Annotated in this window: 16 protein-coding genes; 4 read left to right on the top strand and 12 right to left on the bottom strand. The window is 64.8% G+C overall.

Features of this window, described 5'->3' with window-relative positions; translation table 11 throughout:
- Positions 1-70: 70 nt before the first annotated feature.
- Positions 71-1726: an electron transfer flavoprotein-ubiquinone oxidoreductase gene (locus QOL68_RS06315; RefSeq protein WP_282947900.1), complete on the bottom strand. Its 1656-nt coding sequence runs from the start codon at positions 1724-1726 to the stop codon at positions 71-73.
- Positions 1727-1845: 119 nt separating this feature from the next.
- Between QOL68_RS06315 and QOL68_RS06310 the strand changes: the two genes are divergently transcribed.
- The 4 genes from QOL68_RS06310 to QOL68_RS06295 all read left to right on the top strand — a co-directional run bounded on the left by QOL68_RS06310 (position 1846) and on the right by QOL68_RS06295 (position 6120).
- Complete coding sequence (locus QOL68_RS06310; protein ID WP_282947898.1) at positions 1846-2631, top strand: uracil-DNA glycosylase family protein; 786 nt, start codon at positions 1846-1848, stop codon at positions 2629-2631.
- A gap of 12 nt (positions 2632-2643) precedes the next feature.
- Entirely contained in the window at positions 2644-4401 is a 1758-nt protein-coding gene (locus tag QOL68_RS06305; RefSeq protein WP_282947896.1) for a lytic transglycosylase domain-containing protein, read from the top strand.
- Positions 4391-4915 carry a molybdenum cofactor biosynthesis protein B gene (gene moaB, locus QOL68_RS06300; RefSeq protein WP_204992960.1) on the top strand — a complete coding sequence of 175 codons (525 nt, stop codon included), beginning with the start codon at positions 4391-4393 and terminating at the stop codon, positions 4913-4915. The genes QOL68_RS06305 and moaB overlap by 11 nt, the downstream gene beginning before the upstream one ends.
- Positions 4916-5031: 116 nt before the next feature.
- The gene (locus QOL68_RS06295) at positions 5032-6120 is read left to right on the top strand and encodes a PA0069 family radical SAM protein (protein ID WP_502957376.1); all 1089 of its coding nucleotides are present in this window, start codon (positions 5032-5034) and stop codon (positions 6118-6120) included.
- 46 nt (positions 6121-6166) lie between these two features.
- Here the strand turns inward: QOL68_RS06295 and QOL68_RS06290 are convergent, their stop codons facing one another.
- From QOL68_RS06290 to tpiA, 11 genes are all read right to left on the bottom strand, one after another.
- The gene (locus QOL68_RS06290; RefSeq protein WP_282947893.1) at positions 6167-7771 is read right to left on the bottom strand and encodes a long-chain fatty acid--CoA ligase; all 1605 of its coding nucleotides are present in this window, start codon (positions 7769-7771) and stop codon (positions 6167-6169) included.
- Between the two features lie 73 nt (positions 7772-7844).
- Entirely contained in the window at positions 7845-11333 is a 3489-nt protein-coding gene (gene dnaE / locus QOL68_RS06285) for a DNA polymerase III subunit alpha (RefSeq protein WP_282947891.1), read from the bottom strand.
- A 39-nt stretch (positions 11334-11372) separates the two neighbouring features.
- Positions 11373-11849 (bottom strand): glutathione peroxidase, encoded by a 477-nt coding sequence (locus QOL68_RS06280; protein WP_058456405.1) that lies wholly within the window; start codon positions 11847-11849, stop codon positions 11373-11375.
- 1 nt (position 11850) lies between these two features.
- Positions 11851-12417, bottom strand: coding sequence for a hypothetical protein (locus QOL68_RS06275; RefSeq protein WP_283404283.1), 567 nt, complete (start codon positions 12415-12417; stop codon positions 11851-11853).
- Between the two features lie 62 nt (positions 12418-12479).
- Entirely contained in the window at positions 12480-13157 is a 678-nt protein-coding gene (locus tag QOL68_RS06270; RefSeq protein ID WP_204992965.1) for an ABC transporter ATP-binding protein, read from the bottom strand.
- On the bottom strand, positions 13150-14400 hold the full coding sequence (locus QOL68_RS06265) for a lipoprotein-releasing ABC transporter permease subunit (protein WP_282947886.1): 1251 nt from the start codon (positions 14398-14400) through the stop codon (positions 13150-13152). Before QOL68_RS06265 ends, QOL68_RS06270 begins: the two co-directional genes overlap by 8 nt.
- A 473-nt stretch (positions 14401-14873) precedes the next feature.
- Positions 14874-15503, bottom strand: coding sequence for a PEPxxWA-CTERM sorting domain-containing protein (locus tag QOL68_RS06260; RefSeq protein WP_282947883.1), 630 nt, complete (start codon positions 15501-15503; stop codon positions 14874-14876).
- A gap of 227 nt (positions 15504-15730) precedes the next feature.
- Positions 15731-16417 (bottom strand): Crp/Fnr family transcriptional regulator, encoded by a 687-nt coding sequence (locus QOL68_RS06255; RefSeq protein WP_058456400.1) that lies wholly within the window; start codon positions 16415-16417, stop codon positions 15731-15733.
- A gap of 39 nt (positions 16418-16456) precedes the next feature.
- Complete coding sequence (gene pyrG / locus QOL68_RS06250; protein WP_058456399.1) at positions 16457-18088, bottom strand: CTP synthase; 1632 nt, start codon at positions 18086-18088, stop codon at positions 16457-16459.
- Positions 18089-18198: 110 nt separating this feature from the next.
- A complete protein-coding gene (secG, locus tag QOL68_RS06245) occupies positions 18199-18642 on the bottom strand; it encodes a preprotein translocase subunit SecG (RefSeq protein ID WP_204992966.1) in 444 nt (147 codons plus the stop codon).
- Positions 18643-18760: 118 nt separating this feature from the next.
- Complete coding sequence (gene tpiA, locus QOL68_RS06240; RefSeq protein ID WP_282947879.1) at positions 18761-19510, bottom strand: triose-phosphate isomerase; 750 nt, start codon at positions 19508-19510, stop codon at positions 18761-18763.
- Positions 19511-19552: the final 42 nt, after the last annotated feature.

Raw genomic sequence — 19552 nt, 5'->3', positions numbered from 1 at the left:
GCCTTCGCTCGCGGCTTCGGCCGGAACGGCCGCCGCAAGAAAGCCGACGGCCAGGAGCCAGCAAGCGGACTTACATGTTCGGGTAATTGGGGCCTCCGCCGCCTTCGGGAGTGACCCAGTTGATATTCTGGGTCGGATCCTTGATGTCGCACGTCTTGCAATGGACGCAATTCTGCGCGTTGATCACGAACTTCGGATCGCCCTCGTCCTGCCCGACGATCTCGTAAACGCCTGCGGGACAATAGCGCTGTGCCGGCTCGTCATACACCGGCAGATTATATTCGACCGGGATCGACGGATCCTTGAGCTGCAGGTGGACCGGCTGGTCCTCCTCATGATTGGTGTTCGACAGGAATACGGACGAGAGGCGGTCGAAGGTCAGCACGCCGTCGGGCTTCGGATAATCGGGCTTAGGCATCATATCGGCGCGGTAAAGCGTCGTATTGTCGGGATGATGCTTCATCGTGAAGGGGACGCGAATCCCCAGCGTTTCGAGCCACATCGTCATGCCTGACAGGATCGTGCCTGCAAGGTCGCCGAATTTCTCGACCAGCGGCAGCACGTTGCGGACGACGCTCAGTTCCTTCTTCACCCAGCTTTCGTCATAGGCCGCCTGATAGGCGTCGAGCGTGTCGGACCCGCGGCCCGCGCTTACCGCGGCGAATGCCGCTTCGGCCGCCATCATGCCCGACTTCATCGCGGTGTGCGTGCCCTTGATGCGCGGGACGTTAAGGAAGCCCGCGGTGTCGCCGATCAATGCGCCGCCCGGAAATGCCAGCTTCGGCACCGATTGCCAGCCGCCGTCGCTGATGGCGCGCGCGCCATAGGAGACGCGTTTGCCGCCCTTCAGGATCTTTGCGATCTCGGGATGCGTCTTCCACTTCTGCATCTCCTGAAAGGGGGAGATGTGCGGGTTGCGATAGTTGAGCCAGGTCACGAAACCCAGCGCGACCTGCCCGTTTGCCTGGTGATAAAGGAAACCGCCACCGTTGGCATGCGCGTCGAGCGGCCAGCCCTGCGTGTGGATGACGCGGCCCTGTGCATGATTCTCGGGCCTGATATCCCAGAGTTCCTTGATTCCAATGCCATAAACCTGCGGCTCGCACTCGGCGTCGAGCGCGAATTGCGGCTTGAGCATCTTGGTCAGGTGCCCGCGCACGCCCTCGGCAAAGAAAGTATATTTCGCATGGAGTTCGAGGCCGGGCGCATAGTCGGGCTTGTGGCTGCCGTCGCGCGCGATCCCCATGTCGCCAGTCGCGACGCCTTTTACCGAGCCATCCTCGCTATAGAGGATTTCGGCGGCCGCGAAGCCGGGGAAGATTTCGACGCCCAGCCCCTCGGCCTGCTCGGCGAGCCAGCGGCAGAGATTGCCCAGGCTACCCGTATAGGTCCCCTTGTTATGCATGAATCCGGGGGTGATGAAGTGCGGAACGCCGAACTTCTTGTTCTTCGTGAGCACCCAATGCTGGTTGTCGTTCACCGGAACTTCGGCGAGCGGACATCCCTGCGTCCGCCAGTCGGGGAGCAATTCGTCGAGCGATTTCGGATCGATTACCGCACCCGACAGGATATGCGCACCAACTTCGGAACCTTTTTCGAGGACGCAAACCGACAGCTCGCTGCCCGCCTCGTTCGCCAGCTGCTTCAATCGGATCGCCGCCGAAAGCCCTGCAGGCCCCGCCCCGACGATCACGACGTCATAGGGCATCGATTCCCGTTCGCTCACCGCAATCACCTTTCTGCCGTCCCCGCGCCGATCATTCATCGTGTCCGGCGCTCATTCTGTCACGAAACGCGATGCCCGCCAATTGACGCGCCCGTCAACTGTCTGTTTGAAACAAATTCATGGGTGGGCGAAATTCAGCCTTGCTGGCCGAAAGCTATCATGACTGGTGGTCGCTGGCCGGGGTGGACGTGCTCGTCGGCGAGGCGCCGGCGGGCTGGCTCGATGTGCCTGCCGCGAATGACGCCGCGGCAAAGCCCAAAGCCTCACCGATTGCGGGGCCCGAGCCCGCCCCCCTGCCCGCCGCGCTCCAGCGCCCGGAAGCGCCCGCAGAGGCCGGAGCAAAGGGTCCGGTTGCCCTTCCCGACGCGTGGGACGAGTTCCAGAGCTGGCTCGCGTCAAACCCCGATGTTCCCGGCAGCCAGTGGGACGCGCGCCGCGTGCTGCCCGTGGGCAACGCCGGGGCACCCTTGATGCTTCTCACGGCGTGGCCCGAAATCGACGACCAGCGCGACCAAGCGCTCTTCACCGGTCCCGCCGGCCAATTGCTCGACGCCATGCTCGGCGCCGTGGGCACGACGCGCGCCGACTGCTATCTCGCCAGCCTCGCGATTACCCGGCCACCGGGCGGCCGCATCGACGAGCGCGACGCCGCCGAACTCGACCGGCTGCTGTGGCACCATCTGCGCCTCGCGAGGCCCGGCCGTCTCCTGCTCATCGGCAGCGACATCGTCCGGATGGCGGCGAAACTCCAGCTTGCCGACGCGCGCGGAAAGTTACTCGATATTAACCAAGATGGCGGCAAATTGGAGGTCGTGGCAGTCGCGCATCCCGCGATGCTGCTTGCCCGGCCCGCCCAGAAGGCGGCCGCCTGGGACAGCCTGAAACTGTTCAACCGGGGACGTTGACAGATGAGGAATATGACCGCGAAACTCCTTTCCTGTGCCATTGTCGCGCTTGCGGCCGGCTCGGTGCCCGCTCTTGCCGCTGATGCGAGCCCGTTCGATTTCAGGGCATCCCCGCAAACGGTACCCGAGACGCTCTCGGCCAAGCAGAAGCAGCTGTACACGCAGGTTCTCGCCGCGATCCGCGGCCAGCGGTGGGCCGAGGCGAAGGCGCTGATCGGCGACGACAATGGTCCGCTCGCGGACTTTTTGCGCGCCGAACTGCTGACCGCGGCGAACAGCCCGCGCGCCGAGGTCGCGGACATCATGCCGATCCTTTCGCGTTCGCCGCAATTGCCGCAGGCCGACCAGCTCGGCCGTCTTGCGGCGAAACGCGGCGCGACCGACATTCCGACGCTGCCTTCGCAGGCGCGGCTCGCCTGGGCAGGCAGCGCGCCGCGCCGCGTCGGCGCGGACAGCATCGGCGATCCTTCGGCGTCGGGCCTGGCGCGTTCGATTCCCGACCGGATCAAGAACGACGACCCCGCCGGCGCCGAGGCGCTTTACAGTGCCGCGGCCGACAAGCTGACGCCCGAGGCGCGCGACGAATGGCAACAGAAGATCGCCTGGTCCTATTATATCGAAAATGACGATGCGAACGCCCTTCGCCTCGCGCTCGCCTCGGCGCAGGGCGGCAGTGCGTGGGCGACGCAGGCCGCATGGGTGCAAGGTCTCGCCGCGTGGCGCCTCCACGATTATCGCACCTCGCTCGTCGCCTTCGACCGCGTCGCCAAGGAAGCGCCCGATAGCGAGTTGCGCGCCGCGGCCTATTATTGGGCCGCCCGCGCCGCGATCGCCTCGGGCGAACCGGCATCGGTTCAGCCGCGCCTTCGTGCCGCGGCGGCGAACGAGGAAACGCTCTACGGCCTGCTCGCTGCCGAAACGCTCGGCGTCGAAACCGACCGTCAGCGCGAAAATGTCCGCCCCGATCGCAGCGCCTGGCGCGCGCTCGAGGAATTGCCCAACGTCCGCGCCGCGATGGCCTTTGCCGAAATCGGCGAGGATGGATATTCGGACGAGCTGCTGCGCCATCAGGCCCGCATCGGCGACCCGCGCCAGCACGAGCAACTGATCGGGATGGCGCAGGCGCTCAGCTTGCCCGAAACGCAACTTTACCTGGCGCACAACACGCCGCAGGGCCGCAAGCTTTCGGCCGCGACGCGCTATCCGCAACCCAAGTGGGAGCCCAACGGTGGCTGGCGCGTCGATCCGGCGCTGGTATTCGCCCACACGCTCCAGGAATCGCGGTTCCAGCGCAAGGCAGTCAGCGCCGCGGGCGCAACCGGGCTGATGCAGGTACGTCCCGGCACCGCGTCGGACCTTGCGCGCTGGAACGGCGACGGCCGTGCACCCGGCGACCTGAAGATTCCTGCCGTTAACATGGATTTCGGCCAGCGATACCTGCAGTATCTCAGCAAGGACAGCTCGACCGGCGGCCAGCTTCCGAAGGTCATCGCCGCCTATAACGCCGGCCCCGCGCCGATCGCGCGCTGGCAGACCGAAATCCGCGATGGCGGCGATCCCTTGCTCTACATCGAATCGATCCCTTATTGGGAAACGCGCGGCTATGTCGGCATCGTGCTCCGTAACTACTGGATGTACGAGGCGCAGCAGGGCAAGCCTTCGGTCAGCCGCGCCGCCCTCGCGCAGGGCAAATGGCCGCGCTTTCCCGACAGTAAGGACCGCGTGCGGCTGACCTGGGCCGGTCCCGCGGGCCTCGCCAATGCCGATTGACGAAAGCCTGCCGTTCAGGCCGGTCCGCATCGCCGTCCTGACCGTGTCGGACAGCCGCAGCGCGGCCGACGACAAGTCGGGCGACAAACTCGAAGAACTGCTGACGGCGGCGGGCCATGTCCTCGCCGATCGCGCCATCGTCCGCGACGACCGCGACCAGATCGTCTCGCGCCTCCACAACTGGATCGACAATCCCGAGGTCGATGTCGTCCTCACGACCGGCGGCACCGGCGTCACCGGCCGCGACGTCACGCCCGAGGCGCTGCACCGGCTCGACGGCAAGGATATCCCCGGCTTCGGCGAGCTGTTTCGCTGGATCAGCTTTCAGAAGATCGGCACTTCGACGATCCAGTCGCGTGCCTGCGCCATCGTCGCGCGCGGCACTTACATCTTTGCCCTTCCCGGCTCGACCGGCGCCGTCACCGACGCGTGGGAGGGCATTTTGTCGACCCAGCTCGACAGCCGCCACAAGCCTTGCAACTTCGTCGAGTTGATGCCGCGGCTGACCGAATAGATCTGACCTTTATGCCTCGTCCGCGCGACCGCGTCTGGAATGAGGAGCCATACGGATCATTCGGCGATTGCGGAATTGTTCTTTATTTGTTCTCTACGTTTCACTATCCTGCAACGGTGGAACCAACCAAGCCTCTGCCTCCCATTTCGGGCCGCGGCGCGCCGACCAATTTGCGCCCCACCCGCACCGGATCGCTCGACCGTACGGCCGATGGCGACTGGCTCGACGTGGCCGAGGACGTCGATGGCGCGCCCCCGCCGCTGCGCACGACGGTCACCGTCGAGCGCCCCCGGACGATCATTTCGCGCAACAGCTCGCCCGACATCGGCTTCGACCGTTCGATCAACCCCTATCGCGGTTGCGAACATGGCTGCATCTATTGCTTCGCGCGGCCGACGCACGCCTTTCACGATTTGTCGCCAGGTCTCGACTTCGAAAGCCGGCTGTTCGCCAAGCCCGACGCCGCGAAGCTGCTGCGCGCCGAACTCGCCAAACGCAACTACAAGGTCGCGCCGCTCGCGATCGGCACCAACACCGACGGCTATCAACCGATCGAGCGCGAATGGGGAATTACCCGGTCGATCGTCGAGGTGCTTGCCGAAACACGGCACCCGCTGCTGATCACGACCAAGTCCGACCGCCTGCTTCGCGACATCGACCTGCTCGCCGCCATGGCGCGCGACAATCTGGTCGGCGTCGCGATTTCGGTGACGACGCTCGATCCCGGGGTCGCGCGGACGCTCGAGCCGCGCGCGCCCCACCCGCGCCGACGCCTGGCTGCGATCCGCAAGTTGATCGACGCCGGCGTGCCGACGCAGGTCAATATCTCGCCGATCATCCCCGCGATCACCGATCATGAGATCGAGGCGATCATGGCGGCCGCGGCGGAGGCGGGAGCGATCCGCGCCTCCTACATCCTGATGCGCCTGCCGTTCGAGGTCGCGCCGCTATTCCGTGCCTGGCTCGCGGCGCACTATCCAGATCGCGCCGACAAGGTCATGCATATGGTGCAGGACATTCGCGGCGGGCGCGACAACGACCCCAATTTCTTCACGCGGATGAAGGGACAAGGCGTCTGGCCTCAACTCATCCGCCAGCGCGTCAAGCGTGCCGCGCGCGAACATGGCATGGACAAGAGCTTCCCGCCGCTCCGCAGCGACCTGTTCCGCCCGCCCGAACGCGATGGGCAGATGGAGCTGTTTTGAGAATCTCGCCATTGCGAGTGAAGCGAAGCAATGACGTGGATGATGATCAGGCGGCAGTCAGCGACTTCAGCTTATAGTCCTTGAAATCGTCGCGGATCTGGCGCTTCAACAGCTTGCCCGTCGCGGTGTGCGGCAGTTCATCGACGAACACGACCTCATCGGGCAGCCACCATTTGGCGACCTTGTCCTTGAGGTAATCGACGACGCTCGCCTCGCTCACCTCGGCGCCGGGCTTCTTCACGATCAGCAGGATCGGCCGCTCGTCCCACTTGGGATGAAATACGCCGACCGCTGCCGCTTCTTGCACCCCCGGCGCGCCGACCGCGGCGTTTTCGAGTTCGATCGACGAAATCCATTCACCGCCCGACTTGATGACGTCCTTCGCGCGGTCGGTGATCTGCATCACGCCGTCCGGATGGATGACCGACACGTCGCCGGTGTCGAACCAGCCGTCGTCGTCGGCGGCATCCTCGCCCGCCTTGAAATAGCGCTGGATGATCCACGGCCCGCGAATCTGTAACCGCCCACTCGTCACTCCGTCGCGCGGAAGTTCCTTGCCCTCGTCATCGACGACGCGCAGTTCGACCCCGAATGGAGGACAGCCTTGGCGGCAGACGATATCGACGCGCTCGTCGAACGCCATCTCGTCCCAGTTCCACGGGCGCTTGCCCATCGTACCGATCGGCGAGGTTTCGGTCATTCCCCACGCATGACCGACGTCGACCCCAGCCTTCATGAAGCGTTCGATCATTGCGCGCGGTGCCGCCGATCCGCCGATGATCACGCGATACAACTTTCCATAGTCGATGCCGGTCGCGTCCATATGCGCGAACATGGCCAGCCACACCGTCGGCACGCCCGCGCTGTGCGTCACGCCCTCGGCGTGGATCAGGTCGCAAAGCACCTGCGCCTCGTTGGTCGCCGAAAACACCAGCTTTGCGCCGACCGTCGCCGCGGCGAAGGGAATGCCCCAGCTGTTCGCATGGAACATCGGCACGATCGGCAGGATCACGCTGCGGTTCGACATGTCGAACACGTCGGGCTGGATTTCGGTGATCGCGTGGATGACGTTCGAGCGATGCTCGTAGAGAACGCCTTTGGGGTTGCCCGTCGTGCCGCTGGTGTAGCAAAGCCCGACCGGATCGCGCTCGTCCAGTTCCACCCACTCGAAGCGCCCGTCCTCGGCGCCGATCAGATCGCGGTAGGATTTATAGTCGCCCTGCGCAGGCGCATCGAACAGCACGAAATGTTCGACCGTGGGAAGCTGGTCGCGAAGCCGCTCGACGATCGGCAGGAACATCGCGTCAAACAGCAACACGCGGTCCTCGGCGTGATTGACGATATAAACGAGCTGCTCGTCGAACAGCCGCGGGTTCACGGTGTGCAAGACCCCGCCCATTCCCGCGGTGCCGTACCAGCTGACGAGATGGTGACCATGGTTCATCGCCAGCGTCGCGATGCGGTCGCCTTTCTGCATTCCCAGCCTGACCATCGCGGCGGCAAAGCGGCGGGCGTCCGCGCCCACCTCGCCCCATGTCGAGCGCGTGATGCTGCCATCGGCCCAGCGCGAGACGATCTCGCGCTCCGCATGTTCGCGCGCGGCATGGTCGATCAGGCTAGTGACGAGCAGCGGCTGACCCTGCATTCCCATTTTCGGCATCCTCGATTATCGTTGCCGCCTAGGGATAGGGCGGGAATCGAGCGCTATGCAAGGGTGAAGCGGACTATCGCGCCCTGAAATCGCGCGGCGCGACCAGCGAAAGAGCGGGTTCGGTCACGCCTGCGATCATTTCAAGCCGCGAGACGGTGTCGGGGCCGAGGGCGAAGCTTCGGCCAAGCTCCACCCGGACATCCTCATCGGTCAGCGGATCGCGCGTTGCGATGACCACCTTGCCGCGCGCATCGTCGCGACGCTCCAGCAGTTTCGCGATTTCCGCCACCGCATCGGCCAGTTCGACCCGGCAGGTCAGCTGCAACGCCGCCGTCGCCGCGATTTCGGCGAGCGACTGCGCCCCCCGCACGGTAACACGCGGCGTCTCCTCGCCCTCGAGCAGGTCGAGCTCGACAGACAGGATCGCGCAGCCGCCGTCAGCTGCCAGCGCCTCGAGCACCTTCCCCGCCTGCTCGTCGAAACAGCTCGACTGGAATTGCCCGCTGCGGTCGGACAGGGTCAAATTGAGGAAGCGGTTGCCACGCTGCGACACGCGCGGGCGCGCGCTTTCGACCATTGCCGCCATCACCATCGGGATGCGCGTTCCCGGCGTCATTTCGACATTTTCGCAAATGTCGCCGTAGGAGCGCGCGCCGCGCGCCGCGACGATCGCCTCATATTGCTCGACCGGGTGGGCCGAGAAGTAAAAGCCGAACGCCTCCTTCTCGCGCGTCATGCGCTCCGCGAGCGTCCATGGCTCGACCGCCGACAGCTGAAGCACCGGCGCGATCGCGACATCGCCGCCGAACAGGCCGCCCTGCCCCGTCGAGCGCTCGTGCGCCGAGCTGTTCGCACAGGCGAGCAGCGCCTCGGCGCCCGCGAAGGCGGTGGGCCGGTCGGGCTCGACGCAATCGAACGCGCCGCCGGCGGCCAGCGCCTCGATCTGCCGCCGGTTGAGCAGCTTGGGATCGATGCGCGCCGCGAAATCGTCGAGGCTCGCAAAGTCGCCCTTCGCATGGCGTTCGGCGACCAGTGCCTCCATCGCCTTCTCGCCAACGCCTTTCAACGCGCCGAGTGCGTAGCGCACCGTCAGCCCATCCTCGCCGCGCCCGACCGAGAAATCGGCTTCGCTCTCGTTGATCGAGGGCGGCGACACCTCGACCCCCAACCGCCGCATGTCGTCGATGAAGATCGACAGCTTGTCGGTCTGGTGGCTATCGAACGACATCGACGCCGCAAAAAACTCGTGCGGATAATGGGCTTTCAGCCAAGCCGTCTGATACGACAGCAAGGCGTAGGCCGCCGCGTGGCTCTTGTTGAATCCATAGCCTGCGAATTTGTCGATCAAGTCGAACAGCTCGTTCGCGGCCTTGGCGTCGATGCCGTTGTGCTCGCCGCAGCCCTTGACGAAGGTGTCGCGCTGCGCGTCCATCTCCGCCTGCACCTTCTTGCCCATCGCGCGGCGCAAGAGGTCGGCGCCGCCGAGGCTGTAGCCGGCGAGGATCTGCGCCGCCTGCATCACCTGTTCCTGATAGACGAAGATGCCATAGGTTTCGGCAAGGATGCCTTCGAGCAGCGGGTGCGGATAGGCGATCGGCTCGCGGCCGTTCTTGCGCGCCCCGAACAGCGGGATATTGTCCATCGGACCCGGCCGATAGAGCGCGACGAGCGCGATGATGTCGCCGAAGTTGGTCGGCTTCACCGCCGACAGCGTGCGCCGCATTCCTTCGGATTCCAGCTGAAACACCCCGACGGTCTCGCCGCGCTGGAGCAGTTCGTAGACCGCCGGATCGTCCCAGCCGAGCGCGTCGAGATCGACATCGATCCCGCGCAGCGCGAGCAGCCGTTTGGCTTCCTTCAGCACCGACAGCGTCTTGAGGCCGAGGAAGTCGAACTTCACCAGCCCCGCGGTCTCCACATATTTCATGTCGAACTGCGTCACCGGCATGTCCGAGCGCGGGTCGCGATAGAGCGGGACGAGCTGGTCGAGCGGCCGGTCGCCGATCACCACGCCCGCCGCGTGGGTCGAACTGTGCCGCGGCAGGCCTTCCAGCTGGCGCGCCATGTCGAACAGGCGCCGCACCCCGTCGTCCTGCTTATATTCGGTCATCAGCTCGCTGACGCCATTCAGCGCGCGTTCGAGCGTCCAGGGATCGGTGGGATGGTTCGGCACCAGCTTCGCCAGCCGGTCGACCTGGCCATAGCTCATCTGGAGCACACGCCCGGTGTCCTTGAGCACCGCGCGCGCCTTCAGCTTTCCGAAGGTGATGATCTGCGCGACCGTGTCGCGGCCGTATTTTTCCTGCACGTAGCGGATCACTTCGCCGCGCCGCGTTTCGCAGAAGTCGATGTCGAAGTCGGGCATCGACACGCGCTCGGGATTGAGGAAGCGTTCGAACAGCAGGCCGAGCTTCAAGGGATCGAGGTCGGTGATCGTCAACGCCCAGGCGACGACGCTGCCCGCACCCGAACCGCGCCCCGGCCCAACCGGAATATCGTGCGCCTTCGCCCATTTGATGAAGTCGGCAACGATCAGGAAATAGCCGGGAAAACCCATCTGGGTAATGACGTCGACCTCGAAATCGAGGCGCTTGACATAGGCCTCGCGTTCCTCGGCGGAAAGGTCGGGATAATGCGCGAGCCGCGCCTCCAGCCCTGCATGGGCGTCGGCCTTGAGCTGCGCCGCCTCACCCTCGCGGTCGCCTGCAAGACTGGGCAGGATCGGCTTGCGCTTGGGCGCCATGAAGGCGCAGCGCTGCGCGACGACGAGCGTATTGTGCATCGCCTCGGGCAGGTCGCTGAACGCATCCTCCATTGCCTCGGCGGGCTTCAGCCACGCCTCCGGATTCGACACGCGCCGATCCTCGCTCTCGACATAGGCCGATTGCGCGATGCACAGCATCGCGTCGTGCGCAGCGTGGAATTGCGGCTCGACGAAGTTGGCGGGATTGGTCGCGACGATCGGCAGCGCCCGGGCATAGGCCAGATCGATCAGCGCGTTCTCGGCGGCCATTTCGGTCGCGTCGTTTCGCCGCGACAGCTCGATATAAAGCCGCCCCCCGAACAGCGCCTCCAATTGCTCGACATAATCGTCGGCCGCCATTTTCTGCTCGCCCGCAAGCAACCGCGCGAGCGCCCCCTCGCCGCCACCGGTCAGGCAAATGAGGCCGTCGGTCTTCCCTGCCATGTCGGCGAGCGTGACATGCGGATCCTGCTCGACCGGCCGGCCGAGGTGCGCCGCCGACACCAGCGCGCAGAGATTGTTGTAGCCCGTGTCGTCCTGTGCGTAGAGCGCGAGCCAGTCGATCATCGGGGCGCCGCTCGCCAGCCGCTGTCCCGGCCGCGCAACGCTCAGGAGGGCGCCGACGATCGGCTGCACCCCCGCAGCCTTGCACGCCTCGCCGAACGCCATGACGCCGTAGAGCCCGTTGCGATCGGCGACCGCAATCGCCGGAAATCCACGCTCGCGTGCGGCTTTTGCAATCGCCTTGGGCTCGATCGCCCCCTCCAGCATCGTGAAACTGGAAAAGACGCGCAGGGGAACGAAGGGGCTGTAGGCCATCGGATGACGCTACAGTGACAGCGGTGATTCTGCCAACGGTTAACCCAACAATTCCTCAATCTCTTTGCGCAGTTGCTCGGGCTTGGTCGTCGGCGCGTGGCGCGACACCACCTTGCCGTCGCGATCGACGAGGAATTTGGTAAAGTTCCACTTGATCCCGCTACCCAGCAGCCCGGTCTGCTCGTCCTTCAGATGTTTGAAGATCGGATCGGCGTTCGATCCGTTGACGTCGATCTTCGCCATCAGCGGAAAGGTCACATCATAGGTCAGCGAACAGAAATTCGCGATCTCCTCTGCATTGCCCGGTTCCTGCGCGCCGAACTGGTTGCACGGAAAGCCCAGCACCTCGAACCCGCGATCCTTGTAATCGCGGTACAGCTCTTCCAGCCCCTCATATTGCGGGGTGAAGCCGCATTTCGACGCGGTGTTGACGATCAGCAGCACCTTGCCCTTGTAATCGGCCAACGGCTGCTCGCCGCCGCCCGGCAGCTTCGCCGAAAGATCATAGAGGCCCATATTATTTCTCCCCCGCCTTGCGCGGTCTGTAAATGAAGTCGAAGCTCGTCGTCCATGTAAGCCCGTGGTCGGTCGATTGCTCGCCATGCTGGCGCACCGATCCGTCGGGCTGTTTCGAATAGGTCATACGAATAAGGCCGTCCTGACCCTTGGCAACGACATTCGCCCAATGGCCGGTCAGCACCATCCCGCCATCAACCGGACCGCCATCGAAATCGACCCGCGCGCCGGTCGCGTCGACCCACGCCTGCCGCCAGTAGCGGCGCTCGGCATCATAATGGCTGAACGAGCCGCCGCCTCCGCCTTTCAGCGGTTTCCACGTCTCGCGGATCGCGCAGCCGAGAAACATCGATTCGATGCTGCTCGTCGCGACCTGCGTGCTGCTGCCGTTCGGGAACACATCCCATTCGCCGACCCAGAAATCGAAGGCATGATAGTCCGGGCCCGTACACGGAAGCTGGACCAGCGGCGCGGGTTGCGACGGAATAGCCGCCGGCGGTGGCGGAAGCTGGATCGGCGGAGGCGGCGGAGGAGGAGACTGAAATCCGGCGTGCGCCGGCGCGGCCACAAGAGCAAGTGCCGCAAATGATAGCGAACGGATCATTCGTCCCCTCCCGCAGAATCGCAACGCTACGCCTCGATATGCCCCTCATGCAAGCGCAACACCCGGTCCATCCGCGCCGCCAGCCGTTCGTTATGCGTCGCGACCAGCGCCGCCGAGCCATGGTCGCGCACCAGCTGCACAAACTGGTCGAACACGCGGTCGGCGGTCGCCTCGTCAAGATTGCCCGTCGGCTCATCGGCGAGCACGAGCAAAGGCCGGTTCGCGAGCGCGCGCGCCACCGCGACGCGCTGCTGCTCCCCGCCCGACAGCTTGCTCGGCTTGTGATGAAGCCGCTCGGCGAGGCCCAGCCGCCCGAGCAGTTCGGTCGCACGGGCCTCGGCATCGGCCTGGCTGGCGCCGCGGATCAGCTGCGGCAGCACGACATTTTCGATCGCGGTAAAGTCCGGCAGCAGATGGTGGAACTGATAGACGAAGCCGATCTTCTCGCGCCGCGTCCTCGTCCGCTCCCCCTGGTCGATGCGCGTCACATCCTCGCCGTCGATACGGATCGTGCCGCCGAAGCCGCCTTCGAGCAGGCCGACGGCCTGCAGCATCGTCGACTTGCCCGACCCCGACGGCCCGAGCAGCGCGACGATTTCGCCGCGTTTCAGGTTCGCATCGACGCCGCGCAGCACCTCGATGGTGACGTCGGCCTGGGTGAAGCTGCGCTTCAGGCCGGCGAGTTCAAGGACCACATCACTCATAGCGCAGCACCTGCACCGGATCGGTATTCGCGGCCTTGTACGCGGGATAGAGCGTGGCGAGGAAACTGAAAACGATCGTCATGACCGCGATCCCCGTGATCTCGAACGGATCGGGCTTCGACGGCAATTCGGTGAGGAAGCGGATCGAGGGATCCCACAGCGATTGCCCGGTCAGAATCTCGAACCCGCGCAGGACATTCTGGCGGAAGAAAAGCAGCCCGAACCCGATCGCCATACCCGCGACCGTGCCTGCAACGCCGATCGAAAGCCCGATCGCGATGAATATCCGCATCACCGAATCGCGCGGGGCGCCCATCGTGCGCAAGATCGCCATGTCGCGCGTCTTCGCTCGCACCAGCATGATCAGCGACGAAATGATGTTGAACGCGGCGACAAGGATGATCAGCGACAGGATCACGAACATCGCGACGCGCTCGATCGACAAGGCCTCGAACAGGCTCGCGTTCATCGATCGCCAGTCGGAAATAACCGCTTTCGCCGCAACCTTCTCGGCCAGCGGCTGCAGCGTTTCGCCGACCCGGTCGGGATCGGTCACCTTGACCTCGATCATCCCCACCTGATCGCCGATCAGCAGCAACAGTTGCGCATCCTCCATCGGCATCACGACATAGGCCTTGTCGAAGTCATACACACCGATCTCGAAGATCGCCGACACCCGATAGGCGATCTCGCGCGGCACGGTGCCGAAGGGCGTCGCCCGTCCCTGCGGATTGATGATCGTGACGGTCGATCCGACCGTCGCGCCCAGATTGCGTGCCAACTCGCTGCCGAGCGCAATATTGCCCGAATTGGGGGTCAGCGCGTTCAGGCTGCCTTGCAGCACCTTTCCGCCGAGCACGTCATTCTTGCGAATGTCCTGCACGGTCATCCCCCGCACCAGCACGCCCTCGACACGCCCGCTGAAGCTCGCCAGCAACGGTTGTTCGATCAGCGGCGTCGCCGACACCACGCCGGGGGTCGCCTTCGCCTGCTTCAGCACATCTTGCCAGTCGTCGAGCCGCCCGCCGAAGCCCTGCACGACGGCATGGCCGTTGAGCCCCACGATCTTGTCGAACAGGTCGGAGCGGACGCCGTTCATCACGCTCATCACAATCACCAGCGCCGCGACGCCGAGCGTCACCGCAATGAAGCTGAAGGCCGCGGCGACGAAGATGAAGCCCTCGCCGCGCTGCGGCAGAAGATAGCGTTTGAAGATAGCGCGTTCGTAAGGACGCAGGATCATCGGGCGGGCGGCCTTGGAAGCGCGATACGCGGTGCGGTCATGCCGTCGCTTTAGGGAGCGCGGGCGATGCTGGCAATGGCCACGAATTCACGCAGTACTTGCGAACGATTCGCACAATATGTTGCCCAACGGCCACAGGGCGGACGCAAAAGAAGGCGTCATCGCGCGTGGAGGGTGACAAAGCGCCCCCTTCGACCTACCCACATGGCTTCTGGTTCAACGCGGCCAAACGGCCCGGCTCCAGGGAGTGCAGATCCGTCGCCGGTCTGCGCACAAGGGGGATGGCGAGTGTTCGTCACAGGCGCCCGGGTCTCGGAAGAGGCCCGGGCGTTGTGATTCCGGCCCCACGACGCATCTCCGTTTAGCACTGGGGCCGGAACGAAGGCATTTGGGGCAAAATGGCTGGGACGAATAACAAAAGGCGCCCCGGCCAAAAACCGGGGCGCCCTGTCGCGCGCTGAAACGAAACCGGATCAGGCGGTCGCGTAGCTCGTCGTGAAATGCCGCTTGCGACGCATCGCAAAACCGACGGCGCCGAAACCGAGAAGCATCATCGCCCAGGTGGCGGGCTCGGGAACAGCCGAGGTGGTCGGGAAGCTCGCGGACCAATAGCCGGCCGTCGGGAACCCTGCATAAGGCGATCCATTCTTCAGTGCGTTGAACTGATCGGCAACGCCCGTGAAACTGGAGTTCGGGTTCCCGACCGTGATCGACAGAAAGCTGTCCGAAAACAAGCCGCCCTCATATCCGATCACCGCGAGACCCTGATTGACATTGTTAAAGATGAACGCCCCGGTCGCGGGATCCACATAGGATGCGAAATCCAGCCCGGTTGAGCTCGCCGAATAGGCATTGAACGTCAATCCGGGGTAAGCAAACTGAATATTGCTGATATCCGAATAGTTGATCTTTCCTGCAAGCACGGAGGACAGCGGCACTTGGAACGTCGCCGATGTCGGCTGCGACACATGCGACCCAAAGCCCGCATTGGTGGTCGTCCAGCTATAGGTCACGAGTTCGGCGGCCGCCGCTGGCGATAGCCCGATCGCGCATGCCGCAACGAGCGACAGCCAGAATCGTCCGAATAGCTTGAAAATCAACATCGCCTTACCCCCAAAATGCAGCAGATATCGTTACGGCCTCCCATGCACGGTTAATTTGGTCAACCAAATGTTAATTGGCCCCGCGTGTGTTTTCGATATCGTCTTGATATGGCACAGGCACCGACGAAGTCATGCTCCTGTCACGAATCATCCGGCAGGCATGACTCATGTGGACGAGGTCGGTGGTGGCATAAACACTCGCGAGCGAGGGGCGTTTTGCGGCGCCCCTACCCCTCGCACTCGCTGATATCCTCCAGCATATCCGCATCGAGCACGCGCACGCGGCCCTGCTCCAACGAGATCACACCAGATTCTTCCCAGCTCTTGAGCTGGCGGTTGATATGCTCGCGGCTCATCCCGGCGAAATTGCCGAGTTCGGTCTGGCTGAGTTCGACACGGTGCGACTTTTCGGCACTGTCCTTGCGGATCAGGCGTTTGAGGTAACGCGCGAGCCGCGGGCCCGAGGCATAGGCGCGGTCGCTTTCGATCGTCTGGTCGGCGGTGCGCAGCCGCCGCGCGAGCTGCTGCATCAGCGACCAGGTGAATTCGGGATGGCTCGCCGCGAAATCCTTGAGCGCATTGCGGCCGAGCTGGAGCGCACTCCCGGCGCTCGTCGCAGTCACCGACGCCGTGCGCTCGCCGCCGTCGAGCAGCGCAATCTCGCCCAGCACCGCGCCGGGTTCGGCATAGGCGAGCACGATCTCGCGCCCGCCCGCGGTCAACATCGACACGCGCGCCGTGCCTTCGGTCAGGATCAGCATCATGTCGCCCGGATCGCCCTGGACGAGCAACTCCTTGCCCTTCACGAAGCTGATCTGCACCGACCGGCTGGCGATTTCGGCCCAGTCCTCGACGCTCAGACCGGAAAAGATGCTGTCGGGGCCCTGAAGCTCGGCGAGTCTCGCGTGATCCATGCCCCTGTCGTCCCTTTCCTGTCGTCCGCCCAACAGACCTCAGACGAGCCGGCTCTGTTTCACCGCCGCTTCGATGAATCCCCGGAACAGGGGATGCGGATCGAAGGGTTTGGATTTCAGTTCGGGGTGGAATTGCACCCCGATGAACCATGGATGGTCCGGCCGCTCGACGATCTCGGGTAACATGCCATCGGGAGACATGCCAGAAAAGACAAGTCCGCCCTTTTCAAGGCTGTCGCGATAGGCGCCGTTCACCTCATAGCGGTGGCGGTGACGCTCGCTGATGTCGTTCGCGCCGTAAATCGCCGCGACATGGCTGTTCGGCGACAGCTTCGCCTCATAGGCGCCGAGCCGCATCGTACCGCCCATGTCGGTGTTCGCGCCGCGCTGCTGCAGCCCCTCGGCGCTCATCCATTCGGTGATCAGGCCGACGACCGGCTCGCTCGTCGGGCCGAATTCGGTGCTCGACGCCTTTTCGATGCCGCTCGTGTTCCGCGCGCCCTCGATACACGCCATCTGCATCCCAAGGCAGATGCCGAAGAAGGGCACATTGCGCTCGCGCGCGAAGCGGACGCTCTCGATCTTGCCCTCCGACCCGCGTTCGCCGAAGCCGCCGGGGACGAGAATGCCGTGCATCGGCTCAAGTTCGTTCGCGAGGTCGTCGCCGCGCTCGAACATTTCGGCGTCGAGCCAGCGGATGTTGACCTTGACCCGGTTCGCCATGCCGCCGTGGACGAGCGCCTCGTTAAGCGACTTGTACGCATCGGGCAGCGAGACATATTTGCCGACGACGCCGATCGTGACCTCGCCCTCGGGGTGCTGCTTGCGGTCCATGATGTCGTACCACGCCGACAGGTCGGGATCGGGCGCGTCATGGATGCCGAAGGCGCGCAGCACTTCGCTGTCGAGCCCCTCGCCATGATATTGCACGGGGACCGAATAGATGGAATCGGCATCAAGCGCCGGGATCACCGCTTCCTTCCGCACGTTGCAGAATTGCGCGATCTTGGCGCGCTCGCCCTCGGGCAGCGGCTTTTCGCAGCGGCAAAGCAGGATGTCGGGCTGGACGCCAAGCGACGCGAGTTCGCGCACGCTGTGCTGCGTCGGCTTGGTCTTCAGCTCGCCCGCGGCGGCGATGTACGGCACCAGCGTGACGTGGACGGAGAGCGTGTTCTCGCGCCCCTCCTCGTTCCTCAGCTGGCGGATCGCTTCGATGAAGGGCAGCGATTCGATGTCGCCGACCGTGCCGCCGATCTCGCACAGCACGAAATCGAGGTCGTCGGTCTCGGCGCGCGCGAACGCCTTGATCGCGTCGGTGACGTGCGGAACGACCTGCACCGTCGCGCCAAGATAATCGCCGCGACGTTCCTTGGTGATGATCTGCTGATAGATGCGGCCCGAGGTGACATTGTCGCTCTGCCGAGCCGCAACGCCGGTAAAGCGCTCGTAATGGCCGAGGTCGAGGTCGGTTTCGGCCCCGTCGTCGGTCACATAGACTTCGCCATGCTGATAGGGCGACATCGTGCCCGGGTCGACATTGAGATAGGGATCGAACTTCCGGATGCGAACACGGTAGCCACGCGCCTGCAACAAGGCAGCGAGGCTAGCCGCCATCAAACCTTTGCCAAGCGAGGAGACCACGCCGCCGGTGATAAAAATGAACCGCGCCATGGGAGGAAAGACTTACTCAACAGGAGGGTGACGGCGCAAGCCGTCGAATCGCTTGCGGCGGAAAAAATTCCGCCGCCGCGCGTGCGATGCCGGTGGCCGAAGCCGCCGGTCTATTTCTTGGCAGGGGCCTCGGCGGGTGCCGGAGCGCTCTGGCTGGCCGCTGCAGCGGCTGCTGCCAGCGGATCGTCCGAGGCCGGAGCAGTCTGGGCCGGCGCAGTCTGCGCCGGAGCCTGTGCCGGGCCGGTGAGCGACGAGGTCGGCGCGCCGCTGCTCGGCTGCGCCGATTTCGACAGCGAGGTATCGATGGCCGAACCGCCAGCGCTACCTACCGACGCGAGCGCCGCGAGCAGGATCGACAGTCCGACGAACAGGCTGGCGAGAACCGTCGTCGCCCGGGTCAGGAAGTCCGCCGCGCCGCGCGCCGACAGCAGGCCCGCAGGGCTGCCGCCGACGCCAAGGCCACCACCTTCCGACTTCTGCATCAGGATGACGCCGATCATCGCCGCGGCAACGAGCGCCTGGACGACGAGCAGGAAGGTGAAGAGGCTGGACATCGAATTTTCCCGGACTTGCGCGGTCCCACACGGACCACGCCCGCGGCGCACATAGAGATGAAGTGCCGGGGGTTCAAGCCTGCATACCGTCGCCCCGTCCTCGCGGGGGCGACGATCGCTAGAGCCCCGAGGCCGCCGCGATGATCGGCACGAACTTGACCGCCGTCAGGCTGGCGCCGCCGACCAGCGCGCCGTCGACATCGCCCGCACCCAGCAATTCGGCGGCATTCTCGGCATTCACCGAACCGCCGTAGAGAATGCGCATCGTGCCCGCCGCACCGCTACCCGCGAGTTCGCCGAGCTTGGCGCGGATCGCGCCGTGCATCGCCGCCACATCATCAACCGTCGGCACCAGCCCGGTCCCGATCGCCCAGATCGGCTCGTAAGCGATGGCAAGCCGCGACGCATCGAAGTCCGTCGGCAGCGATCCCGCGACCTGCGCCAGAACATAGTTGATCGCGCCGCCCGATTCGCGCACCTCGCGCGGCTCACCGACGCACAGGATCACCGACAGACCGGCGGCGAGCGCCGCTTCGGCCTTGGCCTTCACATCGGCGTCGCTCTCACCAAAACCTTCGCGGCGCTCGCTATGCCCGACGATGGCGAGCGTTGCGCCGATGTCGGCCAGCATCGCCGCCGCGACCGATCCTGTGTAGGCTCCCGATACCGCGCTATGGCAATCCTGTCCGCCGACCGCCGCGCCCGGCGCCGACGCAAGCATCGGCCCGATCAGCGTAAAAGGCGGACAAAGCGCCACATCGACGGCGGGATGCGCTTTCGCGGCGTCGAAAATCGCCTGCGCCTCGCCCAGCGCGGCCGTCAGCCCGTTCATCTTCCAGTTGCCGACCACATATTTGCGCCGCGCCATTGACCCGATCCTCCTGCCTGTCGTCGTGATGCCCGCCCCTAG

The organism is Sphingopyxis sp. Geo25, from assembly GCF_949769135.1.
Lineage (GTDB): Bacteria > Pseudomonadota > Alphaproteobacteria > Sphingomonadales > Sphingomonadaceae > Sphingopyxis.
Note: the sequence above shows the minus strand (reverse complement) of the source record. Positions and strands in the feature narration are given on the sequence as shown.

Excerpts from the sequence above, each read along its gene's own strand:
- secG (WP_204992966.1), bottom strand. The coding sequence starts at position 18,642 with ATGTCCAGCCTCTTCACCTTCCTGCTCGTCGTCCAGGCGCTCGTTGCC.
- QOL68_RS06255 (WP_058456400.1), bottom strand. The coding sequence starts at position 16,417 with ATGGATCACGCGAGACTCGCCGAGCTTCAGGGCCCCGACAGCATCTTT.
- QOL68_RS06260 (WP_282947883.1), bottom strand. The coding sequence starts at position 15,503 with ATGTTGATTTTCAAGCTATTCGGACGATTCTGGCTGTCGCTCGTTGCG.
- moaB (WP_204992960.1), top strand. The coding sequence starts at position 4,391 with ATGCCGATTGACGAAAGCCTGCCGTTCAGGCCGGTCCGCATCGCCGTC.
- QOL68_RS06290 (WP_282947893.1), bottom strand. The coding sequence starts at position 7,771 with ATGGGAATGCAGGGTCAGCCGCTGCTCGTCACTAGCCTGATCGACCAT.
- pyrG (WP_058456399.1), bottom strand. The coding sequence starts at position 18,088 with ATGGCGCGGTTCATTTTTATCACCGGCGGCGTGGTCTCCTCGCTTGGC.
- QOL68_RS06270 (WP_204992965.1), bottom strand. The coding sequence starts at position 13,157 with ATGAGTGATGTGGTCCTTGAACTCGCCGGCCTGAAGCGCAGCTTCACC.
- QOL68_RS06280 (WP_058456405.1), bottom strand. The coding sequence starts at position 11,849 with ATGGGCCTCTATGATCTTTCGGCGAAGCTGCCGGGCGGCGGCGAGCAG.
- dnaE (WP_282947891.1), bottom strand. The coding sequence starts at position 11,333 with ATGGCCTACAGCCCCTTCGTTCCCCTGCGCGTCTTTTCCAGTTTCACG.
- QOL68_RS06305 (WP_282947896.1), top strand. The coding sequence starts at position 2,644 with ATGACCGCGAAACTCCTTTCCTGTGCCATTGTCGCGCTTGCGGCCGGC.
- QOL68_RS06310 (WP_282947898.1), top strand. The coding sequence starts at position 1,846 with ATGGGTGGGCGAAATTCAGCCTTGCTGGCCGAAAGCTATCATGACTGG.
- tpiA (WP_282947879.1), bottom strand. The coding sequence starts at position 19,510 with ATGGCGCGGCGCAAATATGTGGTCGGCAACTGGAAGATGAACGGGCTG.
- QOL68_RS06265 (WP_282947886.1), bottom strand. The coding sequence starts at position 14,400 with ATGATCCTGCGTCCTTACGAACGCGCTATCTTCAAACGCTATCTTCTG.